This window comes from Arthrobacter sp. 05L44, assembly GCF_056397605.1.
In genome coordinates this window covers 25,143-49,024 of record NZ_JBFTNS010000009.1, presented here as the reverse complement: position 1 = coordinate 49,024, position 23,882 = coordinate 25,143, and the positions used below count along the sequence as shown (strand labels likewise).

The 23,882-nt window shown below is 66.7% G+C and carries 23 protein-coding genes and 1 tRNA gene; 13 read left to right on the top strand and 11 right to left on the bottom strand.

Annotation, left to right across the window (positions count from 1 at the left end; translation table 11 throughout):
- Position 1: 1 nt before the first annotated feature.
- A complete protein-coding gene (locus AC1DHY_RS14465) occupies positions 2 to 832 on the bottom strand; it encodes a phosphatase PAP2 family protein (RefSeq protein WP_476903851.1) in 831 nt (276 codons plus the stop codon).
- 98 nt (positions 833 to 930) lie between these two features.
- On the opposite strand from AC1DHY_RS14465, the gene AC1DHY_RS14460 reads away from it, so the two are divergent.
- Entirely contained in the window at positions 931 to 1,434 is a 504-nt protein-coding gene (locus tag AC1DHY_RS14460) for a nucleoside deaminase (RefSeq protein WP_476879129.1), read from the top strand.
- Positions 1,435 to 1,519: 85 nt separating this feature from the next.
- Here the strand turns inward: AC1DHY_RS14460 and AC1DHY_RS14455 are convergent, their stop codons facing one another.
- From AC1DHY_RS14455 to AC1DHY_RS14445, 3 genes are read right to left on the bottom strand one after another with little or no spacing between them, the layout of a single operon-like run.
- On the bottom strand, positions 1,520 to 3,955 hold the full coding sequence (locus tag AC1DHY_RS14455) for a DNA glycosylase AlkZ-like family protein (protein ID WP_476903808.1): 2,436 nt from the start codon (positions 3,953 to 3,955) through the stop codon (positions 1,520 to 1,522).
- Positions 3,956 to 3,960: 5 nt separating this feature from the next.
- Entirely contained in the window at positions 3,961 to 4,359 is a 399-nt protein-coding gene (locus tag AC1DHY_RS14450; RefSeq protein ID WP_476879127.1) for a 6-pyruvoyl trahydropterin synthase family protein, read from the bottom strand.
- A 3-nt stretch (positions 4,360 to 4,362) separates the two neighbouring features.
- Complete coding sequence (locus AC1DHY_RS14445) at positions 4,363 to 5,439, bottom strand: zinc-dependent alcohol dehydrogenase (protein ID WP_476879126.1); 1,077 nt, start codon at positions 5,437 to 5,439, stop codon at positions 4,363 to 4,365.
- Positions 5,440 to 5,564: 125 nt separating this feature from the next.
- Here AC1DHY_RS14445 and AC1DHY_RS14440 point away from each other — a divergent pair.
- Positions 5,565 to 5,654: transfer RNA gene (locus AC1DHY_RS14440), tRNA-Ser, on the top strand.
- A 467-nt stretch (positions 5,655 to 6,121) separates the two neighbouring features.
- Positions 6,122 to 6,499 (top strand): hypothetical protein, encoded by a 378-nt coding sequence (locus tag AC1DHY_RS14435; protein WP_476879125.1) that lies wholly within the window; start codon positions 6,122 to 6,124, stop codon positions 6,497 to 6,499.
- A 189-nt stretch (positions 6,500 to 6,688) separates the two neighbouring features.
- On the opposite strand, the gene AC1DHY_RS14430 is transcribed toward AC1DHY_RS14435, so the two are convergent.
- From AC1DHY_RS14430 to AC1DHY_RS14410, 5 genes are all read right to left on the bottom strand, one after another.
- Positions 6,689 to 7,099: an arsenate reductase ArsC gene (locus tag AC1DHY_RS14430; protein WP_476879124.1), complete on the bottom strand. Its 411-nt coding sequence runs from the start codon at positions 7,097 to 7,099 to the stop codon at positions 6,689 to 6,691.
- Positions 7,096 to 7,812, bottom strand: a complete 717-nt coding sequence (locus tag AC1DHY_RS14425; protein WP_476903807.1) for an aquaporin — start codon at positions 7,810 to 7,812, stop codon at positions 7,096 to 7,098. The genes AC1DHY_RS14430 and AC1DHY_RS14425 overlap by 4 nt, the downstream gene beginning before the upstream one ends.
- The gene (locus AC1DHY_RS14420) at positions 7,809 to 8,165 is read right to left on the bottom strand and encodes an ArsR/SmtB family transcription factor (protein WP_476879454.1); all 357 of its coding nucleotides are present in this window, start codon (positions 8,163 to 8,165) and stop codon (positions 7,809 to 7,811) included. Before AC1DHY_RS14420 ends, AC1DHY_RS14425 begins: the two co-directional genes overlap by 4 nt.
- 126 nt (positions 8,166 to 8,291) lie before the next feature.
- Positions 8,292 to 9,008 carry a TetR/AcrR family transcriptional regulator C-terminal domain-containing protein gene (locus tag AC1DHY_RS14415; protein ID WP_476879455.1) on the bottom strand — a complete coding sequence of 239 codons (717 nt, stop codon included), beginning with the start codon at positions 9,006 to 9,008 and terminating at the stop codon, positions 8,292 to 8,294.
- A 196-nt stretch (positions 9,009 to 9,204) separates the two neighbouring features.
- The gene (locus AC1DHY_RS14410; RefSeq protein WP_476879456.1) at positions 9,205 to 10,068 is read right to left on the bottom strand and encodes a response regulator; all 864 of its coding nucleotides are present in this window, start codon (positions 10,066 to 10,068) and stop codon (positions 9,205 to 9,207) included.
- Between the two features lie 617 nt (positions 10,069 to 10,685).
- On the opposite strand from AC1DHY_RS14410, the gene AC1DHY_RS14405 reads away from it, so the two are divergent.
- Positions 10,686 to 11,399 (top strand): hypothetical protein, encoded by a 714-nt coding sequence (locus tag AC1DHY_RS14405; RefSeq protein WP_476903806.1) that lies wholly within the window; start codon positions 10,686 to 10,688, stop codon positions 11,397 to 11,399.
- Positions 11,400 to 12,138: 739 nt separating this feature from the next.
- On the opposite strand, the gene AC1DHY_RS14400 is transcribed toward AC1DHY_RS14405, so the two are convergent.
- Positions 12,139 to 12,657 carry a hypothetical protein gene (locus tag AC1DHY_RS14400; RefSeq protein WP_476903805.1) on the bottom strand — a complete coding sequence of 173 codons (519 nt, stop codon included), beginning with the start codon at positions 12,655 to 12,657 and terminating at the stop codon, positions 12,139 to 12,141.
- Positions 12,658 to 13,679: 1,022 nt separating this feature from the next.
- On the opposite strand from AC1DHY_RS14400, the gene AC1DHY_RS14395 reads away from it, so the two are divergent.
- On the top strand, positions 13,680 to 14,591 hold the full coding sequence (locus AC1DHY_RS14395) for a diacylglycerol/lipid kinase family protein (RefSeq protein ID WP_476879459.1): 912 nt from the start codon (positions 13,680 to 13,682) through the stop codon (positions 14,589 to 14,591).
- A gap of 512 nt (positions 14,592 to 15,103) precedes the next feature.
- On the opposite strand, the gene AC1DHY_RS14390 is transcribed toward AC1DHY_RS14395, so the two are convergent.
- Positions 15,104 to 15,586, bottom strand: coding sequence for a hypothetical protein (locus AC1DHY_RS14390; RefSeq protein WP_476903804.1), 483 nt, complete (start codon positions 15,584 to 15,586; stop codon positions 15,104 to 15,106).
- Between the two features lie 322 nt (positions 15,587 to 15,908).
- On the opposite strand from AC1DHY_RS14390, the gene AC1DHY_RS14385 reads away from it, so the two are divergent.
- From AC1DHY_RS14385 to AC1DHY_RS14350, 8 genes are all read left to right on the top strand, one after another.
- On the top strand, positions 15,909 to 16,796 hold the full coding sequence (locus AC1DHY_RS14385; protein ID WP_476879460.1) for a LysR family transcriptional regulator: 888 nt from the start codon (positions 15,909 to 15,911) through the stop codon (positions 16,794 to 16,796).
- 147 nt (positions 16,797 to 16,943) lie between these two features.
- Positions 16,944 to 18,041, top strand: coding sequence for a tartrate dehydrogenase (locus AC1DHY_RS14380; RefSeq protein WP_476903803.1), 1,098 nt, complete (start codon positions 16,944 to 16,946; stop codon positions 18,039 to 18,041).
- 135 nt (positions 18,042 to 18,176) lie between these two features.
- Positions 18,177 to 19,628, top strand: a complete 1,452-nt coding sequence (gene dctA, locus AC1DHY_RS14375) for a C4-dicarboxylate transporter DctA (protein ID WP_476903802.1) — start codon at positions 18,177 to 18,179, stop codon at positions 19,626 to 19,628.
- A 1-nt stretch (position 19,629) separates the two neighbouring features.
- A complete protein-coding gene (locus tag AC1DHY_RS14370; RefSeq protein WP_476878870.1) occupies positions 19,630 to 20,772 on the top strand; it encodes a glycerate kinase in 1,143 nt (380 codons plus the stop codon).
- A gap of 86 nt (positions 20,773 to 20,858) precedes the next feature.
- Positions 20,859 to 21,179 (top strand): DUF1905 domain-containing protein, encoded by a 321-nt coding sequence (locus AC1DHY_RS14365; protein ID WP_476878873.1) that lies wholly within the window; start codon positions 20,859 to 20,861, stop codon positions 21,177 to 21,179.
- A gap of 284 nt (positions 21,180 to 21,463) precedes the next feature.
- Positions 21,464 to 22,141 carry a hypothetical protein gene (locus AC1DHY_RS14360; protein WP_476878869.1) on the top strand — a complete coding sequence of 226 codons (678 nt, stop codon included), beginning with the start codon at positions 21,464 to 21,466 and terminating at the stop codon, positions 22,139 to 22,141.
- Between the two features lie 192 nt (positions 22,142 to 22,333).
- A complete protein-coding gene (locus AC1DHY_RS14355) occupies positions 22,334 to 23,041 on the top strand; it encodes a YcnI family copper-binding membrane protein (RefSeq protein WP_476878872.1) in 708 nt (235 codons plus the stop codon).
- A 130-nt stretch (positions 23,042 to 23,171) separates the two neighbouring features.
- Positions 23,172 to 23,825, top strand: coding sequence for a DUF4232 domain-containing protein (locus AC1DHY_RS14350; protein WP_476878868.1), 654 nt, complete (start codon positions 23,172 to 23,174; stop codon positions 23,823 to 23,825).
- Positions 23,826 to 23,882: the final 57 nt, after the last annotated feature.

Sequence of the window (23,882 nt, the reverse complement as noted above, 5' to 3'; positions counted from 1 at the left end):
ATCACCCGGACGCTGAGGACCGTCCCGCGCTGCCGGACGAATCGGCGTCGGCGGCATCACCGCCGGGCGCCCCCGCGCCGCCTGCGACGCCGGGGGCACGGTCGCGCAGGTGCGCCTCGTTATCGAACGTCGGGGCGGGCCCGGTGTGCTCCCGGTGCCGCAGCACATGGAAGAGTCTGTGGGCCAGGATCACGATCCCCACCCAGCCGAATCCGAGCACCCAGCCGATGATCACGTCGGTCATCCAGTGGTGGCCCAGGTAGACCCGGCTCATACCCATCGCGAAGATGAAGAGCACCCCGGCGGCGATCAGGCCGACACGTGCGATGGTGCGGTGCACCTGGAGGCAGGCGAGGTAGACCACCAGCCCGATCACCACCGTGGTGTTCAGGGTGTGGCCGCTGGGGAACGACGGCGAGTTCTCGTAAGGGGGGACGGCGTCGGCGTGGTCCGGGCGGGCCCGTCCGATCAGCTTTTTGCCCAGCGACGTGGCGGTAATGGACACGGCCGCGGCGCCGCCGATGAGGATCAGGGGCCGCCAGGTCCGCGAGACCCAGGTCAGCCAGGCCGTCAGGATGCTGGCCAGGATGGGCATCCCGATGCCGCCGCCGATGTTGGTGAACCCGGTGACGAAGGAGTCCAGGCCGGGACTGCGCAGGTGCTCCATAAAGGAGAGGGTGGGTTTGTCCAGGTTGGCCAGGCCGGCGTCATCCACCACGTTGTCGTAGACCTCCGCACTGAGGAGGGCGAGCATCACGATCACGACGCCGCCGATCAGCATGGTGATCCACAGGGCGGCGTACGGCACCACCCACTTACCCCAGCGCCGCATCAGCCAGCTCTCGGTCCTGGTACTCACTGCCGTCTCCCGACTTTCCGGTGCACCGCCCGGGTGCACAGCCTGCTTAGGATCGAAACTACCATTGAGCCATGACTACCCCCGAGCCGCGCCATGCCGAATGGATGAGCCTGGCCCTTGCCGAAGCGCGCCGGGCGCTGGCCACCGCGGACGTGCCGATCGGCGCGGTCGTCATCGGCCCGGACGGTTCGGTGCTGGGCACGGGGCGCAATGAGCGCGAAGCCCTCGGGGACCCGACGGCGCACGCCGAGGTGATCGCGATCCGGGAGGCGGCTGCCCGGCTGCGGGGCAGGCGTTCCCTGGAGGGGGCGGCCGACGACGGCTGGCGGCTGGAAGACTGCACCTTGGTGGTCACGCTGGAGCCGTGCGCAATGTGCGCCGGCGCCGTGGTGCTGGCCCGGATCCCGCGGGTGGTCTTTGGCGCCTGGGATGAGAAGGCCGGGGCCGCGGGTTCCGTGTTCGACATCCTGCGCGAACGCCGGCTGAACCATTGGGTGGAGGTCTACGCCGGGGTCAGGGAGCAGGAGTGCGGCGCACTGCTGCGGGGGTTCTTCGCCGGGCACCGCGGCGCCTGAGGAGCGCCGGCGGCCGGCTGGAAGGCCAGCGGTCAGCCCACGCGAGGCCGCCGGGCTACCGCGCTGCCCGCTCGAGGCCGCCGGGCTACCGGCTAGCGGTGGCCGTGGTGGACGCGCGCAGCGCATCGATCCGCTTTTGCCGCGACGCGGGCGAGTCCAGGCTGAAGGCACGGAAGTCGCCCAGGTCCTCCCTGATCCAGTCCTCCACCTCGGCGATCCGCCGGGTCACGGCCGGCGTTGCTGTGCCGAACACCCAGGCGGCGATCCCTTCCCGGCCCGGATCGTACTGCCAGAGCCCGATGATCCGGCCGCGGTCGACGATGGGGTGGTCCGGAAGGTCGGCCTGCAGCGCCAACGGGGCCAGGGCCGCTTTGCTGTGATCCGCCCCGGCCAGCAGTTCCGCCGCGTTCCGGCGCAGCAGCACCAGCGAATCGGTCCCGGCGAGCAACTGGATCTGTTCCTCGGCCGGTTCCTCGAATGCGGCCAGGAGTTCGACGTCGTCCGGCAGCATCCAGAGCGGGTCCCCGCCGGCGGCGGTGGGAACCTCGACGGCACCGACGGCGGCGAGCGCGGTTTTGCTCTGCGCGACGGTGAAGCCGGTGAACCACTGCGACTGTTTGAAGCTCGCCCCGCCGGTCCAGCCGAGGTACCGCCGGATCAGCTGGGCGCGGACCTCGTGGTCGCCCAGGGTGCTCGGCCGCAGTCCCCAGGGTTCGTAGGCGTAGCGCTGCTGGTCGAGCCGGCCGTTGGCGGGGACCCGCCGGATCCGGCCGTCTGCCTGCAGGATCCCGAGGGCGGTGGGCAGCGTGGTCGCCGCGCCCTTCTTTTTGCCCTCCTCGCCGAGGTTGCGGACCGAATCGCCAAGTTCCTCCTTGAGCTGGCGCGGGTCCATGGGAACCCCGGCCTCCGCGAGGACGTGCAGCACCTGCTCCTCCAGCAGGGTGATTTCCCCGCGGTCGACGCCGAGCCGTCCCACCACCTTGAAACCGGCCTCGGCCGCGTCCCGCCCCAGCCGCAGCGCCCAGCCGAAGTCGTCACTGCCCAGCACATAGGTGCAGCCGCGCGCCGTCGGGAGCTCCAGGATCCGTTGCGCCAGGACCTCCCCGTCCACCTGTTCCCGGCGCAGGCCGGCCCGGGCAAAGAGCGTGAGGTAGGGGTTGGCGCCGCCTACGGAGCGGGCCCAGCCAGCCCGGGCGAACACCTGCTCCGCGGTGCACCCGGCCAGCGAGCCGTCGAGCCCTTGCCGGTGCCACGACCAGGCACGGAGCCGTTCAGGGGTGAGGCTCTTGGCGGGAGGCAGCTGCACGGTCATCGGCTCGGTGGTCATGGGGCCATTCTCCATCAGCTTCGCCCGGCTGGCTCGCAATAATTGCCGGCAGGTGTCGCCCGGGGGCAACTGCCGCGGGCTAGTCCGCCGGGCGGCGTCGCCGAGGGCCGCCAGGACTGCCCTCGCTGTGGCGTCCCAGCCGGGCAGGTGGTCCCGTGCCGTCAGGGCGGCCGTCCGCCAGCCGGAGCGGAGCGTCGGTTCTGTCAGCCAGCGGCGCAGCAGCGCTGCCAGCGGCGCCGGGTCATCGGAGAGGGCGACGGCGGCGCCCGGCAGCGCCGCTCCCCCGCCGTCGGGGGCGGCCGGGAGCGCCGTCCGGGCGGGGGTTCCGGCCGCGAGGGCTTCCACTGCACCGGTCCCCTGCCGGACTACCACCGGGATGCCGTGGGCCAGCGATTCGGTCACTACCAGCCCGTAAGTTTCGGCCTGTGAAATCAGCAGGCTCAGGTCGGCGGCGGCCCATTCGACTTCCAGCGCGGGGCCGCGCAGCTCGCCCGGAAGGCTGACGCGGCCGTGGAGTCCGAGGCGCTCCGTTTCTTGCCGGAGGCGGGCCGAGTAGCGGGGGTCGGCGGTATCGGATCCGGCGAGTGTGGCCGTCCACGGCAGGTCCGTGAGGCCGGCCAGGGCCCGTACCAGCAGCAACTGGTCCTTGTTCGGCAGGAGGGCGGCCACGGCGAGGAGGTGCGGCGGGTGGGAGCCGGTGGCGGCTGGGGCAGGCTCGGTGCCGGGCAGGGCGACGCAGATTTTTGCGGCCCTGGCACGGCCGGCTCCTTCGTGCGGGGTGACCAGCGCGTGCCGGTCACGCAGCGCCGCCGCCGCGAAGTTGCTGGTGCAGATCACTCCGGCGGCGGCGTCCAGGGCGCGGTGTTCCAGCTCCGCGTGCCCCTCCAGCGGCATATGCAGCAGGATCCACGCCGGGGTGCCGGCCGCGGCGGCGGCCTCCAGCTCAGCCGGCGCCCCGAGGGCCACCAGTCCATCCACCAGGGTGACCTGGCCGCCGTCGGACCCGGTGAGCAGTTGGCTAAAGCGCTGCCGGTCAGCCGCGCTGCCGACGGGCCAGCCGCCGTCGGCCCCGCAGGATTCCACCGCTACCCCGAGGTCCTGCAGGGCACGAAGGAGCGCGGCGTTGTAGGCGTTGCCGCCGGAGTTGTGGCGGACGTTGCCGGGCAGGATGAGGCGGACGCCGGGCGCTCCCACGGGGTTTAGCCGGCGTCGAACTCGAGGGAGTAGCTGGCCCAGGCGTCAGGGGTTTCGCGCAGCGTGACGTCGAGGCCGGCGAGGGCTTTCCCGTCCTGCCCGTCCCGGATGCGCCCGGCTACGGAGTCGGCGATGTACTGGGCGACGGCTTCAGTGGTGCTGAGTTTGCCGGCGAAGTCGGGGTGTTCGTCGAGGTTTTTGTAGTTCAGTTCCGCCAGGACGGCGTCCAGCACGTCGCCGGCCTCGCCAATGTCCAGGACGATCGAGTCCTCGTTCAGGGCGCGACGCCGGAAGGTCACCTCGGTGACGAATGTGGCCCCGTGCAGGCCCTGGGCGGGACCGAAGGCAGGCCGAGGGAGGCTGTGGGCGATCATGAAATTACGGCGGACGGTCAGGCTGAACACGGATTACCTCGTGGTTTCTGTTGCCGAATGGTTCGGGACGGGTGAGCCGGTGGCTGCTGAGTCACTGGCGGGGTATTCGATGACGTGGCAGAGGGCGTCCAGGGTGCCGTCGGAGAGGCGCTGGACGACGTCGGGCAGCTCGGCGAACGGCGACGCCCCGGAGAGGAAGGTGTCGAAGACGGGGTCGCTGAGCAGGGAGACGGCGAGGTTGAGCCGGTCCGCGGTGGTGCGGCGGTGCCGGCGGGCCCGGGCCACCACGCCTACCTGGCTGGCGCGGAGGGAGAGCCGGCGGGCGTGGAAATCCTCACCGAGCGGGAGGGTGACCAGGCGGTCGGCGTACCAGGACATCTCGATGATCTCGCCCTCGTCCCCCACCAGCTGCAGGGCGCGGCGGAGCCCGCCCCCGGAGGCCGAGCAGTGGATCACGATGTCGCAGTCCGGCAGGGCGTCGTCGGGATGGCAGAAGTCGACGCCGAGGGTGTCGGCGAACGCGCGCTTGGCGGGGTCGACGTCGATCAGCTGCAGCCGGCCGAGCGGGAAGGTTCCGAGGAGCTTGGCGACCATGCCGCCCACCAGGCCGGCGCCGATCACGGCCACCCTGTCGCCCAAGCGCGGGCCGGCCTCCCAGAGGGCGTTGACTGCGGTTTCGACGGTGCCGGAGAGCACGGCGCGGCGGGCGGGAACGCCGTCGGGGACTTCGGTCAGGGCCTCGACGGGGACGATGTAACGGTCCTGGTGGGGGTGGAGGCAGAACACCGTTTTGCCCTGCCAGTCCGCCGGGCCCTGCTCGACGACGCCGACGGACAGGTAGCCGAACTTCACCGGCGACGGGAAGCTGCCCTCCTGGTGGGGTGCCGCCATTTCGTCGGCAATACACTCGGGCACCCGGGCGTTGTGCACCACCATCTCGGTGCCCTTGCTGATGCCGGAGTACATTGCGCGCACCAGGGCTTCGCCGGGTTGCAGCTGGTGCAGTTCCTCGGTCCGGAGCTCGCCCTGCTCCGGGCCGACCGTCCAGTAGGCGGTGGCCGTGGTGTGGTCCGGGCTCGATACGCGGCCGGTGCTGGTGGAGGTAGTCATCGTGCTTACGAATCTAGCGCCGGGGGCCGACACGGGGAAGCTTCGGGCCGGGCACGGGCGTGGCGGACCCTCTTGCGGCGGCCGTTTTGGGGTTGGGCGCCTTGCTCCGGTAGCCTAGTCAGGTTGGTGACGTGTCCGAGCGGCCGAAGGTGCAACACTCGAAATGTTGTTTGGTGTAAAAGCCAACGTGGGTTCAAATCCCACCGTCACCGCCAAATTGCGGGGCCCCTGCATCCCTAGAAGGGAAGCAGGGGCCTTTGCTTTGCCCTAAATGTAGTCCTGGGTTCGATGGCCCGATTGCATGCGGGAGAGGACAACCTGGTGGAGGGCGCCGTTGGCTTGGCGGGCCACCCTGAGCACCCGATCGGGCACGATCCCTGGGCGCGATCTCTGAGAACATGCTTCCCGCCAGCTGCCCCGGGGATGCGCTCGTGCGTCCTCGTGTCTTGGACGAGCTGCCGGCAGCGATGCCGGAGGCACCGAAGCCAGCCCGGGCGAGAGAACTCTCAATCTGGGCGGGGTGCAGTTCTATCGAGCCCGTCTTCTGGGTGCTTCTTTGGGAGTTCTGGCGTGCGGAACAGTCACAAAATGCGCACAGCAGGATGAAGGTAGTCCGACAGGCTTCCCTCCGAGGATAAGAACAGCTTCGAAAGCCGGAGTGGAACCAGCAAGGAGAACAATCGTGAACATCATCCGGAAAATAGCAGCACGCACCAGCCTCATCGCCGTACCCTTCGGAGGTGGTGCCCTGACCGCCATGGCACAACCAGCCAACTCCGCAACCACCCCTACCCCGTCCGCCACATCAACGTCAGTGAGCGATGCCAGCCACGGAAACAAAACCGATCTCACCGGGGACGCCGCAATCAACGTCAAGGCCGCCGTGCTGGCAGCCAACGCGGGTGCGACCGTCGAGAACATGACGACCGAGGATGACGGCAGTGCAGCTTACGAAGCCCTTATCACCAAGACTGACGGCACGCACGCGACCGTCAAGCTCGACACCAACTTCGCCATCACCGCCGCCGAAGCCGGCGCACAGGGCGGTCACGGCGACTGATCCTGTCGCACTCCTTCGGGCGGGCGCCCCATTGCGGGAGCCGTCCGAAGACCACCGGCGGGCGCTGCCTAACAGCAGTCCAAGTCGTCATCACAACGCCCGGTCTCGGTGCAGCATCCGGCATCCATCCAGATCGCCTCCCTAGCACGTGGGCTTCAGGCGTGGGCAGGTTCCCTCAGGCAGCGTGGGTTAGGTGGCGGCCGGGGTTAGGGATTGGATGAGACTCTCGATGCGGCTCTTGATCTCGTCCCGGATCGGTCGGACAGCATCAACTCCCTGCCCGGCAGGGTCTTCCAGGATCCAATCCTCGTAGCGCTTGCCCGGGAAATACGGACATTCATCGCCGCAGCCCATGGTGATCACGACGTCGGAATCTTGCACCGCTTCGGCGGTGAGGACCTTCGGGATTTCGGCGGACATGTCGATCCCCAGCTCGGCCATGGCCCGCACGGCGGCCGGGTTGACCTTCTCAGCCGGCTGGGAGCCAGCGGACCGGACCTCGATCCGGCCCTCGGAAAGGGTGGTGAGGAAGGCTGCGGCCATCTGGGAGCGTCCGGCGTTGTGGACGCAGACGAAGTGGACGGAGGGCTTGTCGGTCATGAGGGGACCTTTCGATCGGCCGCGGGTCGATCTGCCGCGGGAACTGCTGGGCCGGCAACGGTTGGGTAGAGGACTCGAATCAGGTAGAAACCGGCGGCGCCGCCGAGTAGCTGGGCGAGGATGAACGCCGGCGCGGATGCCGGAGCAATGCCGGCGACGGTGTCGGTGATTGTCCGGGCCACAGTCACGGCCGGGTTGGCGAAACTGGAGGAGCTGGTGAACCAGTAGGCCGCCGTTATGTAGCCGCCGACGGCAAAAGCCACCCGCTCCCCCCGGCCCGAACGGACCGTGCCGAAGATGACAAGGAGCAGCCCAAACGTGGCGATAATTTCGCCGAGCCACAGCCCTGACCCTGCGCGTTCATGTGTCGAGAGCGTCACCGGGTCCAGGCCGAACATCAGGTTGGCCAGCATGCTTCCCGACAGGCCGCCGGCGAACTGGGCCGGGATCAGGGCCAGTGTGGTGCGAGTGTCCACCGCCCCCAAGGCCCGTTCGACCAGGGTGACCACGGGGTTGAAGGATGCCGAGACCGGTTGCAGCGCCAGGATCAAGGCCACCAGCGCCGCGCCTGTGGCGGTGCTGTTCTCGAGAAGCTGCAGCCCGACGTCGTTAGGGGACAGCCGCGAGGCCATGACACCGGACCCGACTACGGCCATCACCAGGAAAGTTGTCCCGGCGAACTCCGCCACGGCCCGCCGCAGGAGTATGCTCATCGGCTCAGTCCGCTGATCAGCTTGGAAAGGTTCGTCAGGGCATCGGTGCGCGCACGGTAATAGACCCACACGCCGCGCTTTTCCCTCTCCAGCAGCCCCGCTTCATGGAGGATCTTCAGGTGGTGGCTAATGGTCGGCTGTGAGAGCTCGAAGGCGTCATTCAGGTCGCACACACAGGCTTCACCGCCTTCATGGGAGGCCACCAGGGACATCAGCCGCAGCCGCACCGGATCACCCAGCGCTTTCAGTAGCGGCACGACTTCCCCGGCCTCCACTTCCGACAACGGTTCCCTCGACAGGGGCGAACAGCGCGCCACGGACTGGACGGGAGCGACGTTGACAGATATAGACATATGTCTATATTTACACCTATCGATGCCTAGCCAACGCAGGGCTACAGACTCGCCCGGGAGGAAACCGGCCACACCACTGCAACGAGTGCGAAAACGTATACAATGGGGACCTATTTCCGTACAGATCTACGTAACATCCCTAGCCCCTAGGCGCCCCGGCTGTTCGGAAAACCCGTCGGTAAGGCCTGCCAGCAGAATAGTGATGCCGCCGTCGAGCTCTTTCTTTCCGTCATAGTCAGTCAAGACCGGGACGAGGGACCGCAGATGGGGGAAATCCTTCGGCGGCAGCCGGTACAGGCCCAGACGGAGCAGGGCCTCGTTTTTCTCAGGGTCGACGACGACCTCCTGCAGCTCGTTGAGGACATGCCCGTACAGGAAGCCGTAGTAAGCGCGGTACACGTGCAACGCCTCAGGAGCGGCAAACCCTGCGCCAACCAGCAGCGACAGGATTTGTTCCAGCGGCCGGAGTGTTCCCATCGGCCGACGGCCCAGCGGGGTGGAAAGAGGCCGCGTCACCAACAGCGGCACGACATTCGGATGCCGCAGTGCGAGGTCCCGGAAATCATGCGCGATGCGCCGGAGCTGGGCCCGCCAGTCAGGATCAGCAGGATTGACAGGCAGCTCATTGAAGACCAGCTCCGTGACACCATCCAGCAGGTCGGCCCGGCTCCGGGCGTACCGGTACAGTGCCATCGGGTCCCGGCCCAACTTCTGCCCGAGCCGACGCATAGTAAGGGCCTCCAGCCCCCAGCCGTCTACCAGCTCCAGTGCGGCCGAGAGCACCAGCTCCCGACTCAACCGGCTCTTGCCCACCGAACCCGAGGGCGGATCGTCCGCGACCATACGGCTCATCCCCTCCGCCCCGACGGTAACAGCCGTGCCTGCGCCACCACCGGGGGCTATCACTGCTCCGCCACCGGGGCTATCACTAAGCATCCTTGCCTCTTCTGCAGTCTACGCGCGACGTCTGCTGCCTGGAGGAAATGACGTCGGCTTACCCTCGGGACCATCAGCAATGATGAGGCCTGCGGATGCCCGGCTACCAACACCCAAGATCGGCGCGTGTCGCGGCGAGGGCGCCGGCAAGCCGACCGGCGTTGTCTTTCCGCACCGCCTCCGTAGGCAACACCGGGGAAACATCGCTGGTACAGACCAGCAGCGCGTCCGTGACCTCCGCCACCAGGTCCGGGAACCGGCTGCTCCGGTAATCACCGTCGGTCTCTGAATGGCGGTTTAACGCATTCACTACATGCACGGCGACCTGCGATCTGCGCTCCATGCCAAGCTTCGCCAGAATACTCGAGATCATGTTCTTGACTGTTTTTTCCGAGAGAAACATTCTGTGGCTGATCTGACGGTTACTCAGTCCCCGGCCAAGGGCAGCAGCCGCGACAGCCTCCTGGCGGGTGAGCATCCCAAGTTTCTCCTCCCGGTCGGGCTCAACAATGAGCAGGTTCGGAGCCCGGAGAGCCGGCTGAAACACGCCACTGAAGGCGGTGTACCCGTCCAAGGCTCGGGAGATCAGCCGGAGCTGTTCGGCGTTGTCGTCCTTTTTGGACAGACACCCCCAGGCGCCGGACATTATGGACTCGATCAAGACTGCTTCGTCGGCCGCCGCCGTCATCAGGAGGCACCTGATACCCGGTGCCGACACGGCGATCCCACGGCAGACCGCAGCACCGGAACCGTCCGGAAGATCATCATCAACAATAACCAGCGCCGGCCGAAGCGCAGGGATCCGCCGCAGTGCCTCGAGCGCCGACGCAGACTCCCCCGCAACGCCCACACCCGAGGACTCCAACAGATAACGCAGACCGCGCCTCACGACTTCATGGTCGTCCAAAAGGTAAACACCCTGGCCCCTCAGCGGCAGGGCCACTTCGACCTCCGGTTCAGCCCGCATTGCTGCTCCATCCAAGCCTCCGGGACTCCAAAGGCGCCGTCGTCCGTCACTGTCGTCGGCCCCGCCCGATGCGAAGACGAACCCGGACCCCATCCGGTCAGCCCGGCCCCGGCGCAATTATCCACGCGGACCTTGCCCCCAAACTAGACCTGATGGCTCCGAAAGAACACCCCGATCCCGCCTTGCCCCATTTCAAGGAACCGGCCTTCGGCGAACCGGCCGCCGCTTCCGTCCGGGCCCATCAGGGTCGGAGCGCAGGCGTCCTGCAGCACGGAGGGAGCGCAGAACGGTCTTCGCTCCCGAGCCAGCGTCGCTCTGCCCCGTCTACTGAAGATCGAGGATCCCAGGTATCCAAGGGCGGCCCGCACCCCCTCAACTCTTTGATCGGGACTCACATTCGAACTTCGCGGGAGTGACCGTGCCCGGCTTTTAACATGGGCCGCTGGCCTCACGCCAGGCCCGGACCGCTCTGTCCATTCGCTTACACGCCTCCTCCATATATAAGCCAGGCGAATAAGGGTGCTGAACGCTTGCTAACTGCTGAGGACGGTTTATATTCTGGGTCAAGTAAGGAGTTAAGCAGTTGGCTTCCACGGATCTGCTTACGGGGAGACGTAATGGAACACAAACTGCAACTCACAATCCGCACCGACGTGGACGCCCTGGGCCTCGGCCTTCAGGTCTCCGGTTGCCTGACCGGCGCTGCGTACCCTGTCCTTCTGCGCGCACTAGCAAGGGCCGGACAGGTATCTAAGGGCCCGCTAACCTTGGATTTGCGCGGTGCCAGGCATCTGGACCCTGACGTGCTACTCCATCTGCGGGCCTTCAGCGGCTCCGCCACAGCACCAGCTCCGAACAACGCCGAACCCGGAAAAGGACTCCCCGGGGTCTTCCTAAAGGAACCGTCCGAACTGCCGGTCTGCCTCGCTCACGTCGCTATCGACGGAGCCGTCCTGGAGCACCTCACGGACGCTCAGGGCGCTCACGCCGCCGGCTGCACCGTCACCCACGGACCCGCCGGGACCGAGCTCATCGACGACCTCCAGCTCTGCCAATACTACGAAGGAAGCCTCGACCCGGCGTCAACCGTACGTGCCCTCTCGGATGAAGCGCTTGGCCGATTGGTCGACGCCCTGTACCGCCACCTTGATTCACCCGGCCCGTCCTTCGGGGCCCGGACCTGGTTCGAGCTCGCGACCGATGAGATGGACCGACGGGACCTCCCCGGCTCTTCACTCAACGAGTCCGCCTCAGACAAAGGCACTGTGATGGCTCGAAAGCTCCAACTGCCCTCACAGACCGATGAACACCGCGAACCCGTTCAGCTTTGAACAGGGCCGCGGGTTCATAGTTGGGCTGTGGAGGCGTGCCCACGCCCGTCATCGTCTCCCGGGCAGGAATAATGCACCAACTATCCCAAGCCGCCTACCTTCGTGACGCAGCTTTCGCCATAATTCCGGTAGTGCCCCCGGCCTCGCAACTGATCGATCTTCTCGGAAGAACACCTGCCAGTAAAGACAGCCGTACCGTTTTATTAGTCGGGCCTGCGGTGACGGCCTGCGGGGGCCAACAGACGGGGTTTACTGCGCCCTATCCCGGCAATCGAATGCCGCGGTCGGGGACGCCGCTGGCTATTGGGCCGATTTGGGCGCATGCTGGTCGTGGATCCGCAGCTTGAAGGCGAAGTTTTTCGCCACGGGCGGTCCCCGCGTACCAGGCCGCCTAAACACCGGTCCGGGCTGCGTCGGAGCCGTCAAGCAGCCGGCGGCTTCGAAGGCGGAAATCAATCATCCCCGTGATCGGCGCAGTCACAGCCAAGACGCCGACATTCTCTCGGGCCCGTCGCCACCCTGATTTTCATAACGGTGACAGGATTTGGGCGTCCCCGGATGCCACAAGACACAAGCTATTCCCTATCGCCCGCCAGCCTTGCCCATGCCGTGCTGCCCTGTTGCCAAACGGAAGGCGACGTAGATGAGCCAGGGAGATATGCAGTTACGGGGAGCAGGATCGATCTTAATCGGATCGAAACCACTCGGTTACGGTTCTCCTACATGTGGTGGACTGCCCTCAGCGTGCTGCAACTCCATGTGTTGTGAGGTAAGTGCGCCACCACTGCAGGCACTCGTCCGCCAATTCCAACGCATCGACCGTATCGGTCGGGTCCTCAATGAAGCGGAAGCTGGCCCTGGAGTTGTCATGGATCGCCATGCCTTGAACCCCCTCCGTGGCACGTTGGTTGGCGGTATTCGCCACCGCCCAGCACCGGCGCATGGAGAGAACCCTGGCCTCGATGTCCATCAGATCCTTACCGAAGGGAACCGTGTCATCGGTCATGATCCAGTCGCGAAGGTTCCAGCACAGGATGAAGAAGACCATTATGTCTGCCTTCAGGGTTTCCGGATCCGAACCGCTCTCATATCCGTTCGCAATTTTGGTCCGTGTGCGCCGCATTGCGTCCCACAAGTCGGTCCACACCGGGGGACCGTACTCCATTGCAACGTCCGAGGCGGCTTCCGTCCCGGCGCTCCCGGCAGTCTCGGGAATTTCTGGACGTTTAGGTTGACTACCGCTTCCGGTACTTGACATGTCTTGAGACTATCCCGGGCAGTGTCTTACTGACTACATCACCAACACCCAGTTGATTATTTCAGAGGAGCCGTCGTTGCGCCCCTCTCCAATGATCCCCAACCGCCGACGCATGTCGGCAACCGCAGCGCCAAACCATACGTAGCCTTGTGAACATGGAACTCGTCGCTCAAGGAGCCGGGTGCCGCAAGATCGTGGAGTTCGTCAACGGCTTCGTCGTCATGGCAATCCATCACCGGTCGGGCAGTGGCCCCGTTCCCTAACGCCGACGGCCGGCTCTGGTCATCGTTTTGGACGGCGGCAAGGTTATCGGCGCCTATTTCTCCGGCCGGACATTTCTGACGGCTCCTTCTGATTCAGCGGCTTGATGGTGTTCATTCTTCTGACGTGCTTCACGCAGGTGAGAGCCCAGCTTCTCTTCCGATTCCCGCCGGCGTTGCCCTACGGTAGGCACCGGCTGCGTACCCGGCGCCGACTGCCCGTGCTGATGCGAGCTTTGGTCCTGCTCGTCCTTGCTGTGTTGATCGCTCATAAGGGCATCGTCCCACCGCCCCTGCTCTGGAGGAAGCCCAGTTGGGAATCCCGAAACATCCTCGTCTTCCTGATGGCAGCTGTGGCACCTGGCCTCGAATTTTATTTCGCCGGTAGTGTTTTCGGTTTCCGCCTAGGCACTGTCAGCTGCTACTTTCGGCGCCCCAGCGGGTGTACCACGGTATGGTTGTGATCGTAGACGTGCTGCACGTTCCATTCAAGGAAGCTGCGAGGTGCAGGTGTGAACGAGTATGAGGCATCATTGGTCATTAGGTCCGGAGCCGAGCAGCTGTCGGCGGCGTCTTCTGACCCCCGTTCGGAGGAAGGCTACGCGGCGGTCAAGGCCAATATTTCCGAAGCGCTTGAGCGCATAGCGGAAGCTCTTGGTAACTTTGAGTCCAGTTCGGGGGCACCGCGCCGTTCAAGCGGATGGGTTCAGGACCTTCGCCGCGTAGCGGACGACCTGGGGGAATGACAGGGCTGAAACGCCGATGACAGCGAGTGGCCCTGACGGGGCGCCTGAAGCACGTTTTGACCGGGCTGTGCTGGTCTTCAATCCCGGCAAGTCTGGTATGACCGCCAGGATCAACGGGCTGCGACGGGATCTCGCCGCCGGAGCCCCGGAACTTCAGGTTGATTTGCTGCCGACCGGCTTTGCGGGGCATGCGCGAGACCTTGCACGGTCCGTCGCGGCGGCAGGGTCCACGCTCATTGTTTCAGTAAGCGGTGACGGCGGGTACAACGAGGTTGTCAACGGGGTGATGGACGTTCCGGGCAGCAAGGCGGTGTGCACGGTCGTCGCGGCAGGCAATGCCAACGACCATCACCGGAGCATGCCTGCAATATCATTGCCGGAGGCTGTGCGGATAGGACAGGGACAGGTCCGGCACATCGACCTGTTGCGAATAACATTTGGGGAGGAGCCGCAGGCACAGGTTCACTACGCCCATTCCTACATCGGTTTCGGACTTACGCCCCTGATGGCGATCGGAATCGAGAGCGGAGGAAAGGGCAAAATCCTCGAACTCCTGTCCGTGGCGCGCACGCTCTCCCACTTGAGCCCCTTCGAGCTCGTTCGGGCAGACGGGGCCATCGCCTGCTTGGACAGCCTGATCCTGGCCAATATTTCGCGGATGGCCAAGTATGGGAGGGTCAGCGAGGCGGCGGGTCCCGACGACGGCCGTTTCGAGGTTGTGACGCTCCCCCATTCCGGCCACTGGAAGATGGCACTGATGACTCTTCGGGCCGTGACGTTGGGGCTCGGGAATCAGCCAAGCGTCAGTAGCTACGCGTTCAGCACGCGCGACGCTGTTCCTTGCCAGATTGACGGCGAGGTCAGACATCTTCCCGCCGCCACCCATGTTCTTGTCGAAAGCGCGAAAAATGCCCTGGCGGTTCTCTGATCCTCGGCGCCCTTGACATGTACTCAATGGGGCGGCCAGCACCCAGGGAATCTCCGCCGGCGATGACGAACACGGACCATTGATGGCCTTCGCGGCACCACCGGGACTACGGCAGGAGACTCAGCGCCGTCGTCATCGGCTTCGGCGCCACAGCCCGTGGGTGCACAACGCCCTCATCGCCGACGGCATCCATGACCTCCAGAGCCTGACCAACCGCGGGGGCGCCACCATCGGTTCGTCCATCCATCCGTGCTGATTCTCCAGTCCGATCTCGGTCCCCGATGCGCCGTTCCTCCAGCTGGCGCCCTTCCTGGCCGAAAGCGACATCGTGGTCACGCTCAAGAAAATCCCAGTCCACCACTGAGGTATTTGCGGACCGAGGACCCGGATGTTTTCCGACCCTGATCGCGGACGTTTCCTGCGATGAGGGAATGGGCTTCAGCTGGACGAAAACCACCATCTGAGAGATCAGCGAAGCACGGTTGCCCTTCCTTGAACCATCTTCGCCAGTTTTAGGGCGCAGCAGCAATTTTGATGGAAGGGCGCTGCCCGGACTGGTAGGCAGACGCGATGACTGGTTCGAGTTCGTCAATTACCGTCCGGTTCCCGGGTAGAACCACATGGGCGAGAAATTCCGACTCAAGCGTAGCAACCCCGGCTGCCACCGCTGCGAGTTTCGCGTCTATCGACAAAGCGAAAGAATGCCAAAACCTTCGGGCGCTGAGCTCCGACACTCTTACTGTAACCTCCGGGCCGTGGACCTTCCCGGAACCACCGCCGACACCAGCGACCACGTGCGGATCCGGTAAACAGATGACGATGCGGAACTGCCTTCCGCCGGCCCTGAACGCGATGGCTGTGAAATCGCCGCGTTGGCTGGAACGGACGTCGGTTGCCCCGAAGGTAACGAGCGCCCGCTCGGCATGTTCCTTTGAGTCCCCAATGCTGAATGAGTCACCACGCGTGTAGAAACTGCGGTTATCAAGAGGTCCCATAGTCCAACTATGCACCCCCTTGCCAAACCTTCGAGACTTCAGCCTATCGGCGGGACGAACAAAGCAGCACGAAGGACTCTTTGGGGAATTCCAGGTGCACAATGTTGGGGCGGCCTGGTGTCCGAGGGGCGCGCCCCACACACACTCTTATAGGCGTAAGCTATCGATGCGCGCGTGCGAAGCAACTGCGCCCGCGCGGAGCCCGGCATCGGACCCTGAGCCGATGTCGCCCGACGTCAGTCCCAGCGCCGGCACCCGGCGTCGGACCCTAAGGCAGGACCCCGAACCGGGGCCGAACCAGACCGAGCCATCGAGGAGCCGCATGGACACGCGCAAACTGAAGTACTTCCTTGCGGTGGTTGACCACGACGGCTTCAGCCGGGCCGCGGAGCATCTGCTGATCGCGCAACCCTCCCTGTCACAGACCATCGCCGGGCTGGAAAGAGAGCTAGGGGTTCCGCTCTTCCACCGCATCGGCCGCCGGGTGGTCCTCAGCGAGGCGGGCAACGAACTTGTCGGCCCGGCCCGGCTGGTGATGCGGGACCTGGACGCCGCGCAGTCAGCGGTGCGGGCACTTCAGGGGGTCCGCAGCGGCCGCCTCGACATCATCACCATGCCCTCCCCGGGCATCGAGCCGCTGACCTCCATGATCGCCAGTTTCACCCGCCAGCATCCTTCGGTCCGGCTGAACGTCAGCGCAGCGTTCACCCCTGAAGAGGTCATCGAATCCGTCCGGACCGGCAGCACCGAAATCGGCCTGGCCGGGTCGCCCGATCCCATCCGCGTGCCCGGCGTCCAGGTCATGGAACTGGAACGCCAGCCCCTCATCCTCATCGTCAACCCGCAAGCCGACACCTTCGGCCCCGGACCTGCCATCCAGAGGGAGGACCTTGGCGGCCACCGGCTGATAGCCAGCCAACGCGGTTCCCTGATGCGCTGGCTGGTCGACGACGCCCTGGCACGCGGCGTCAACACCGAGATCGTTGTCGAGGTCGCGCACCGGACATCGATCCTCCCCCTCGTCCTCGCCGGCGTAGGACACGCGGTGATGCCCTCGTCCTGGGCGCCTACAGCCCAGAAGTCCGGGCTCCGGACCCTGCTGATCGAGCCGGTCTCCCAGCTTGATGTCGCAATCCTCAGCCGAAAGGAAGACCTGACACCTGCTGCGCGGGCTTTCCTGAAGGTTGCCGAACTGCACGTCACGCCCTGATTCCGCGGGGATCCGCCCGAGTCCATAGGTCGAGCCTATGTGGCGCATCGGATCTTGGTCTTGGACGCCCAGAGGCGTCAGCCCGTCTACTTGAAGAGGACCAGCAGTGTGACGCTGCTAACACACACTCAACGAGGAGGTAGGCACGTGAGCGCCACCCAAACATTCAGCATCGCTTCCATTCCGGCCGACGGCGTCGGCAAGGAAGTCATCTCGGCCGGACGCCAGGTCCTGGACGCCCTCGCGGAGAATTCCGGAGGCAAGTTCGCCTTCGAATGGAACGAATTCCCCTGGGGTTGCGGCTACTACGAAAAGACGGGCCAGATGATGGACCCGAAGGGCCTGGACGCCCTGAAAAACTTTGATGCCATCTACTTCGGAGCTGTCGGCTGGGAAAACGTCCCCGATCACATCAGCCTCTGGGGCCTTCGGCTGAACATCACCCAGAATTTCGACCAGTGGGCCAACGTCCGGCCGGTGAAGTTCCTTCCCGGTATCGAGTCCCCGCTCCGTAAGGCCGACACCACGGAGCTCGACTGGGTGGTGGTCCGGGAGAACAGCGAGGGCGAGTACGCCGGGCTGGGTGGCCGGAACCTCAGCGGCCGTGGCCCCGGCAACGAGGTTGCGCTGCAGACCGCGCTGTTCACCGAAAAGGGCTGCGAACGCATCATGCGCTTCGCCTTTGATCTCGCACGGACGCGGACCGTGAAGAAGGTGTCCTCGGTGACGAAGTCCAACGCCCAGCAGTACGGTATGGTCCTGTGGGACGAGACGTTCCAGCGCGTGGCCCCGGACTACCCGGACGTTGCCACCGAAAGTGTCCTGGTGGATGCGATGAGCGCGAAGTTCATCCTGAAGCCGGAAGAGCTCTCCGTCGTCGTGGCGTCCAACCTGAACGCGGACATCCTCTCCGACCTGGGGTCCGCCCTCGCCGGCAGCCTGGGCCTGGCCGCGAGCGCCAACCTCAACCCGGAGCGCCGCTTCCCGTCCATGTTCGAACCAGTGCACGGCTCCGCCCCGGACATCGCCGGCAAGGGCATCAGCAACCCGATCGGCGCCATTGCGAGCGCCGCCCTGATGCTGGACCACTTCGGCCTGCACGCCGAGGCGCGCCAGGTCGAGGCCGCGATCGAGCGGACCACCGCGGCCGGATACCTGACCCGCGACGTCGGCGGCGATGCCGATACCACCGACGTCACCGACGCCATCATCAAGGCCCTGACCCACACCCTGGCCGCCGTCTAGCCACACCGGCCGGCCTCCGGAACATCGGGGGCCGCCACCAGCCCGGGACGGGCGGCGCAGCACAACCACCGCCCGTCCCGACACCCCTGACTTTCGAACGCTCTTCCAGCGACATTCCACAACGAGGTAGGAATTATGGATCACATCTCCACCGCCGCAAAGGCACCGCGGAACCCCAAGGTCCGCTGGTACCGGCAGCTGTACTTCTGGGTACTGACCGCCATTCTCATCGGCATACTGGTCGGCTGGCTCGCCCCCGCCGCCGGCACCGCCCTGGAACCGATCGGCACGACGTTCGTCAATGCGATGCGGATGCTCATCGGCCCCATCGTGTTCCTGACCATCGTGGGCGGCATCGCCGGCGTCGCAGACCTCAAGAAGGTCGGCATGACGGGCCTGAAGGCGCTGACCTATTTCCAGGTCGGCACCATCCTGGCCCTGGTGTTCGGCCTGGTCGCCATCAATATCTTCCGCCTCGGCGACGGCGTCAACGCCGACGCAGGCTCCATCAAGACCTCCGAATCCGCGGCCAAACTCATCGACGCCGGCGCCAAGCAGGAGTGGTGGCAGTTCATCACCCACATCATTCCCAACAGCGTGATCGGCCCGTTCGTTGAAGGCGACATCCTGCAGATCATCTTCATCGCCGTCGTGTTCGGCATCGCCCTGAACGCCATCGGCAAAGCGGGCGCCCCCGTACTGGACGGGGTGCAGCGGCTGACCGGGGTCATGTTCAAGATCCTGGGCTTCATTATGAAGGCGGCCCCGATCGGTGCCTTCGGCGCGATGGCCTACGCCGTCGGTAAGTACGGCGTCTCCTCGCTCACCAGCATGGGCGGCCTGATCGCCCTGTTCTACGCCACCTCGATCCTGTTCGTTGTGGTGGTCCTCGGATCAGTGATGGCGTTCCTGAAGCTGAACATTTTCTCGATGATTCGCCACCTCAAAGAGGAATACCTGCTGATCCTGGGCACCTCCACCGCCGAACCAGCCCTCCCCGGGCTGATGCGCAAACTGGAACACGCGGGCGTGAAAAAGGAGACCGTGGGGCTGGTGGTGCCCACCGGGTACAGCTTCAACCTCGACGGCGCCGCCATCTACCTCTCCCTCGCTGCCGTCTACATTGCGCAGGCCACGAATACCGACCTCAGCATCGGCCAGCAGTTGGGCCTTATCGCGGTCATGCTGCTCACGTCCAAGGGCGCGGCAGGCGCGGCCGGCGGCGGCTTCATCGCCCTCACCGCGACCCTGGCCACGATCGGGACCATCCCGGCCGCCGGCATCATGCTCATCTTCGGCATCGACAAGTTCATGTCCGAATGCCGGGCCTTGGTCAACTTCACCGGCAACGCCGTCGCCACCCTCTTCATCGCCTGGTGGGACCGCACCCTCGACGCCGACCGTGCCCGCCGCGTCTTCGCCGGAGAGGTAGTCGAACCACTCCCCAGCAACGCTCCCGTCCCCACCGGCGAGCCCACGGACGGTGCCCGCACCGTCCACGCCGCCAGCGCATCAGACGAGGCAGGCACCACCGGCCCGTCACCGGCCGCAGACGGCCGCCGCCCCGCCTACTCGGAAACGCTCTAACGTGACCCCGGCAGAAAACACCATCCGCACCCTTATCGCACCCGACAAGTTCAAGGGCAGCCTCACGGCGGCTGAGGTCGCGGATGCCCTGGCGGCGGGGCTCCGCTCCGCCGCCAGGACCGGCGGGGTGCTCTGCGAACTCCTTCCGCTGGCGGACGGCGGCGACGGGAGCGTGGACGCCGCCGTCGCGGCCGGCTTCAGTCGGCATGATTGCACCGTGGCGGGCCCCACGGGGCAACCGGTCCAGGCCAGTATCGCGTTCGACGGCGTCACCGCCGTCGTCGAGGTGGCCAACACCTGCGGGCTCGGGACGTTGGCGGGCGGGCGGCTGGAGCCCCTCAACGCATCAAGCCGCGGCTTCGGTGAGGCGGTCCTGGCCGCCCTCAGCCTCAGGCCGGTCCGGATTGTCATGGCCCTGGGCGGGAGCGCCAGCACCGACGGAGGGATGGGCATGCTCACCGCTTTGGGCCTCAGCTTCCGCGACGCGACGGGCCGGCCCCTCACCGGCAGCGGCGGGGACCTGGAGATGATCGACCGCATCCACGGCGCGTTGCCCCCGGAATTGGCCGGCACGGAACTCGTCGTCGCCAGCGACGTCAGCAACCCCCTGCTCGGTGCTGCCGGCGCGGCGGCTGTCTTCGGGCCGCAGAAGGGCGCCGGACCCGCGGAGGTCGACGTCCTCGACGGCGGCCTGGCGCGGCTGGTTGCCAGGATCGCGGAGGCAGGATTCGACGACGCCGCGACCGTGGCGGAGCACGACGGCGCTGGCAGCGCCGGCGGGATCGGCTTCGCCTGCCTGCTGCTCGGGGCGCGGCAGGTCTCGGGGGCCGATTACTTCCTGGATCTGCTGGACTTCGACGCCCGCAAGGACCAGTGCGACGTCGTCATCACGGGCGAGGGGAGCCTCGACGAACAGACGCTGGCCGGGAAACTGCCCGCCGCCGTCGCCCGTCGTTCCGGAACCCGTCCCATCATCGCCGTCGCCGGACGCTCCCTGCTCCCCCGGGAACGCTGGCACGAACTGGCCCTCACCCGGGTGTACACCCTGGCCGACTACACGGACCTCGACTCGGCCAGGGACCCCGCGCTGTCCGCTGCGTTGCTGCGCCGGATCGGCACGGACATCGGAACGAGCCTGCTGTAGCTTCGCGCTCCCGGGTGCCGGCTCCCGGCGCCCGGCAGAACCGTTGCCAACAGGACCCCGGCCGATTAGCGTGTCCTGACGTGGACATGACCTTCGACGCGGAACTGTTCGAATGGCGCGGACCGGCGCCGTTCTACTGGCTGACCCTGCCCGCGGACGCATCCGATTTCGTCCGGGCCGAGGCCGCAGAGGCAACCTACGGGTGGGGTGCCATCCCGGTGGCCGCGCGGATCGGCGACACCGAGTGGGAAACCTCGCTGCTGCCCCGCAACGGAGACTACGTCCTTCCGGTGAAGAAGCACGTCCGCCTGCAGGAGGGGTTCGGCGACGGCGACACCGTGACCGTCTCCCTGTCCGTGGCGCCCCGGGGTGGCCGGGCCGCCAACGGCACCGGCCCCACCATGTGAGGCCGTGATTCCGCGGCGGTTCGGTTCTGGCGCGGCGGACAGGGCCGGACGCGACGGTTCGTGCCCGGCGCGGCGGTTTGCGCCCCGCGCTACGCAAAATACCCAGCGCGGTGGGTATTCCGGTCGCGAGGGGTATTTTTCGCGTCGAAGGGCAGGATACGCAGCGCCAAGCGTCCGGAGCACCACAAGATGACGCCCGCTCGGCCACCCATCACCCCGCCGTCTTCGACACCCAGTAGAATTGGGGCGTTTGCAGCCCGCGTCGAACGGTGAAGGAGGCCCCGGTGCGTACATCCCGTGCCCGGACACCCTTCCATTCGCTCCGCGCCGCCATGGTGGCCGCCACCATGGTGACGCTCGCCGCCGCCGCGCACGTGATCGCCGGCGGCCAGCTTCCCGCCCCCGCCATCCTGGCCGCCGTCCTCGCCCTCACCGGCCTGACGTCCACCGCGGCCACCCGGCTGAAGCTGAACCTCCCGGCCATGGCAGCCCTCCTCGGGGCCGGCCAGGTGATCCTGCACGAGGCATTCGCCGCTTTCAGCACCCCCGCCGCGGCCGACGCCGGCACGGGCGGCACTGCCAGCGACGCCGGAGCCGCCGGCTCTGCGGGCCTCGCCAGCGCTGCTGCCACTGCCGCGCACCACACGGGATTCGTGCAACTGCCGCATCCGGCCGGACACCTGCAGCTGCACGAACTGGACTCCGTGGCCTCCTGGTCGATGCTGGCGGGCCACGCACTGGCCACACTCGCCTGTGCCCTGCTTTTGGCCAAGGGTGAAGATGCCCTCTGGTCGCTCGCCGCATGGCTCCGGCCGCTCATCGAGCTCCCCGCCCCTGCTCCGCTCAGGCCTGCAGTCGCCCGCGCCGTACCGCCGCACCCCAGGGCCGCCGTTCCGCTCCCCTGGCGCAACCTCCGGGCCGACTGCCGCCGCGGGCCGCCCGCCGTCGTCGTTCCTTCCTAACCCTTCTTAAGGCACCGGCCGTACCCTCCGCTGAACCCAGCGACGGGAGGCCCGCCGTGCCTCCCTGTTTCCGCGCGCCGCCTTGCCGCCGCGCCCGCCTGAAAGGCACCCGTTTTGACCACTTCACAGCACAAATCTGCCCTCCGCCGCGGCCTCACCGCAGCCGCCGTCACCGCCGCCACCTCGGCCCTTATGCTCGCCGGGATCAGCGGCGCATCGGCCCACGTCGAAGCAACCCCGGACCAGACGGCGGCGGGCTCGTACGCCCTGCTGACGTTCGCCGTCCCGCATGGCTGCGGGGAATCCAGCACCACCAAAATCGCCATCAGCCTGCCGAACGAGCTCGACGACGCCCTGCCCACCGTGAACCCCAGCTGGACTGCAGCGAAGGTCACCGAGAAGCTGGCGCAGCCCAAGAAGCTCGCGGACGGTTCCTCTATCACCAAGCGCACCAGCCAGATCGTCTACACGGCCAAGACCCCCCTGAGCCCGGAGCTCCGCGACACCCTGGTCCTGTCCGTGAAGCTGCCGGACGAGCCCGGAAAGACCCTCTACTTCCGGACCCTGCAGACCTGCGAAACCGGAACGGTCGACTGGTCACAGATCCCTGCGGCCGGCCAGGACGAGCACGATCTGAAGTCCCCGTCGCCGTCGGTGACCATCACGGCGGCAGCGGCGGACAGCCACGGCGCTGCCGCCTCCGGCGCGCACGACGCGGAGGCAGCCGGGTCTGTCACGGCAGCGTCCTCCGCGAAGGACGACGACGGCGGCCAGGCCCTGAGCTGGGCGGGCCTGGTTGCCGGTATCGGCGGCCTGGTGCTGGGCGGACTGGCCCTGCTGCGGAGCCGGCGGGCCACCCCCGCGCGGGTTCCGGCCGGCGGCACCGCACCCAAGGACTAGCGCGCCCGAAGTCGACGGCGCCACGGTGCTCCACCCGGTTGATGCCCGGAAATCACAATCCGGGCGTCAATCCGGGCCCTGCGTCGTGGCGTCGTTGACTAAGGCAACTGTGGAACATCACAGTTATGCCATGAGGTCTCAGCAGATGAAAAACAAACTCGTATTCATGTCCGTGACGGCGGCTGCCGGGGTGGCGCTGCTGCTCAGCGGCTGCGCGACCACCCAAAGCCAGACCCAGGCCACCAGCAGCTCCTCCACGCCGTCTGCGTCCGCCAGCGATACCAGCCAGCCGAGTTCCGCTGCCGCGACCCCGACGGCCTCCGGCGCGGCCACCGCGACGACGGCCACCACGTCCGCGTCCGGACCTGCCCTCTGCAAGGCTGCGAACCTCAAGGGCTCCCTGGACGCCAGCGGCGGCGGCGCTGCCGGCAGCGTCTACATGCAGCTGATCCTAAAGAACTCCGGCTCCGCTTCCTGCCTGCTGAAGGGCTTCGCCGGAGTGTCCCTCACCGCCAGCGCCACCGGAAACCCGCTTGGAGCAGCCGCCACCCGCGACGACTCCACCCCGGTCGCCAGCGTGCTGCTGGCCCCGGGGCAGTCCGGTAAGGCCACCCTGCGCTACACCCAGGCCGGGAACTACCCCAGCTGCACCCACGTCCCGGCAGCCGGCTTCCGGGTCTACCCGCCCGAAGACACAGCATCACTGTTCCTCCCGGCCGCGAAAGACGCCTGCAGCGAGTCGGCCATCAAGCTCCTGACCATCGGGGCCTTCGCGGCGATGTAGCTCGGCGCGTCCTGCCGGAGGCCGGGCGGCGATGAGCCCGCGAATTACTGTCGGTGC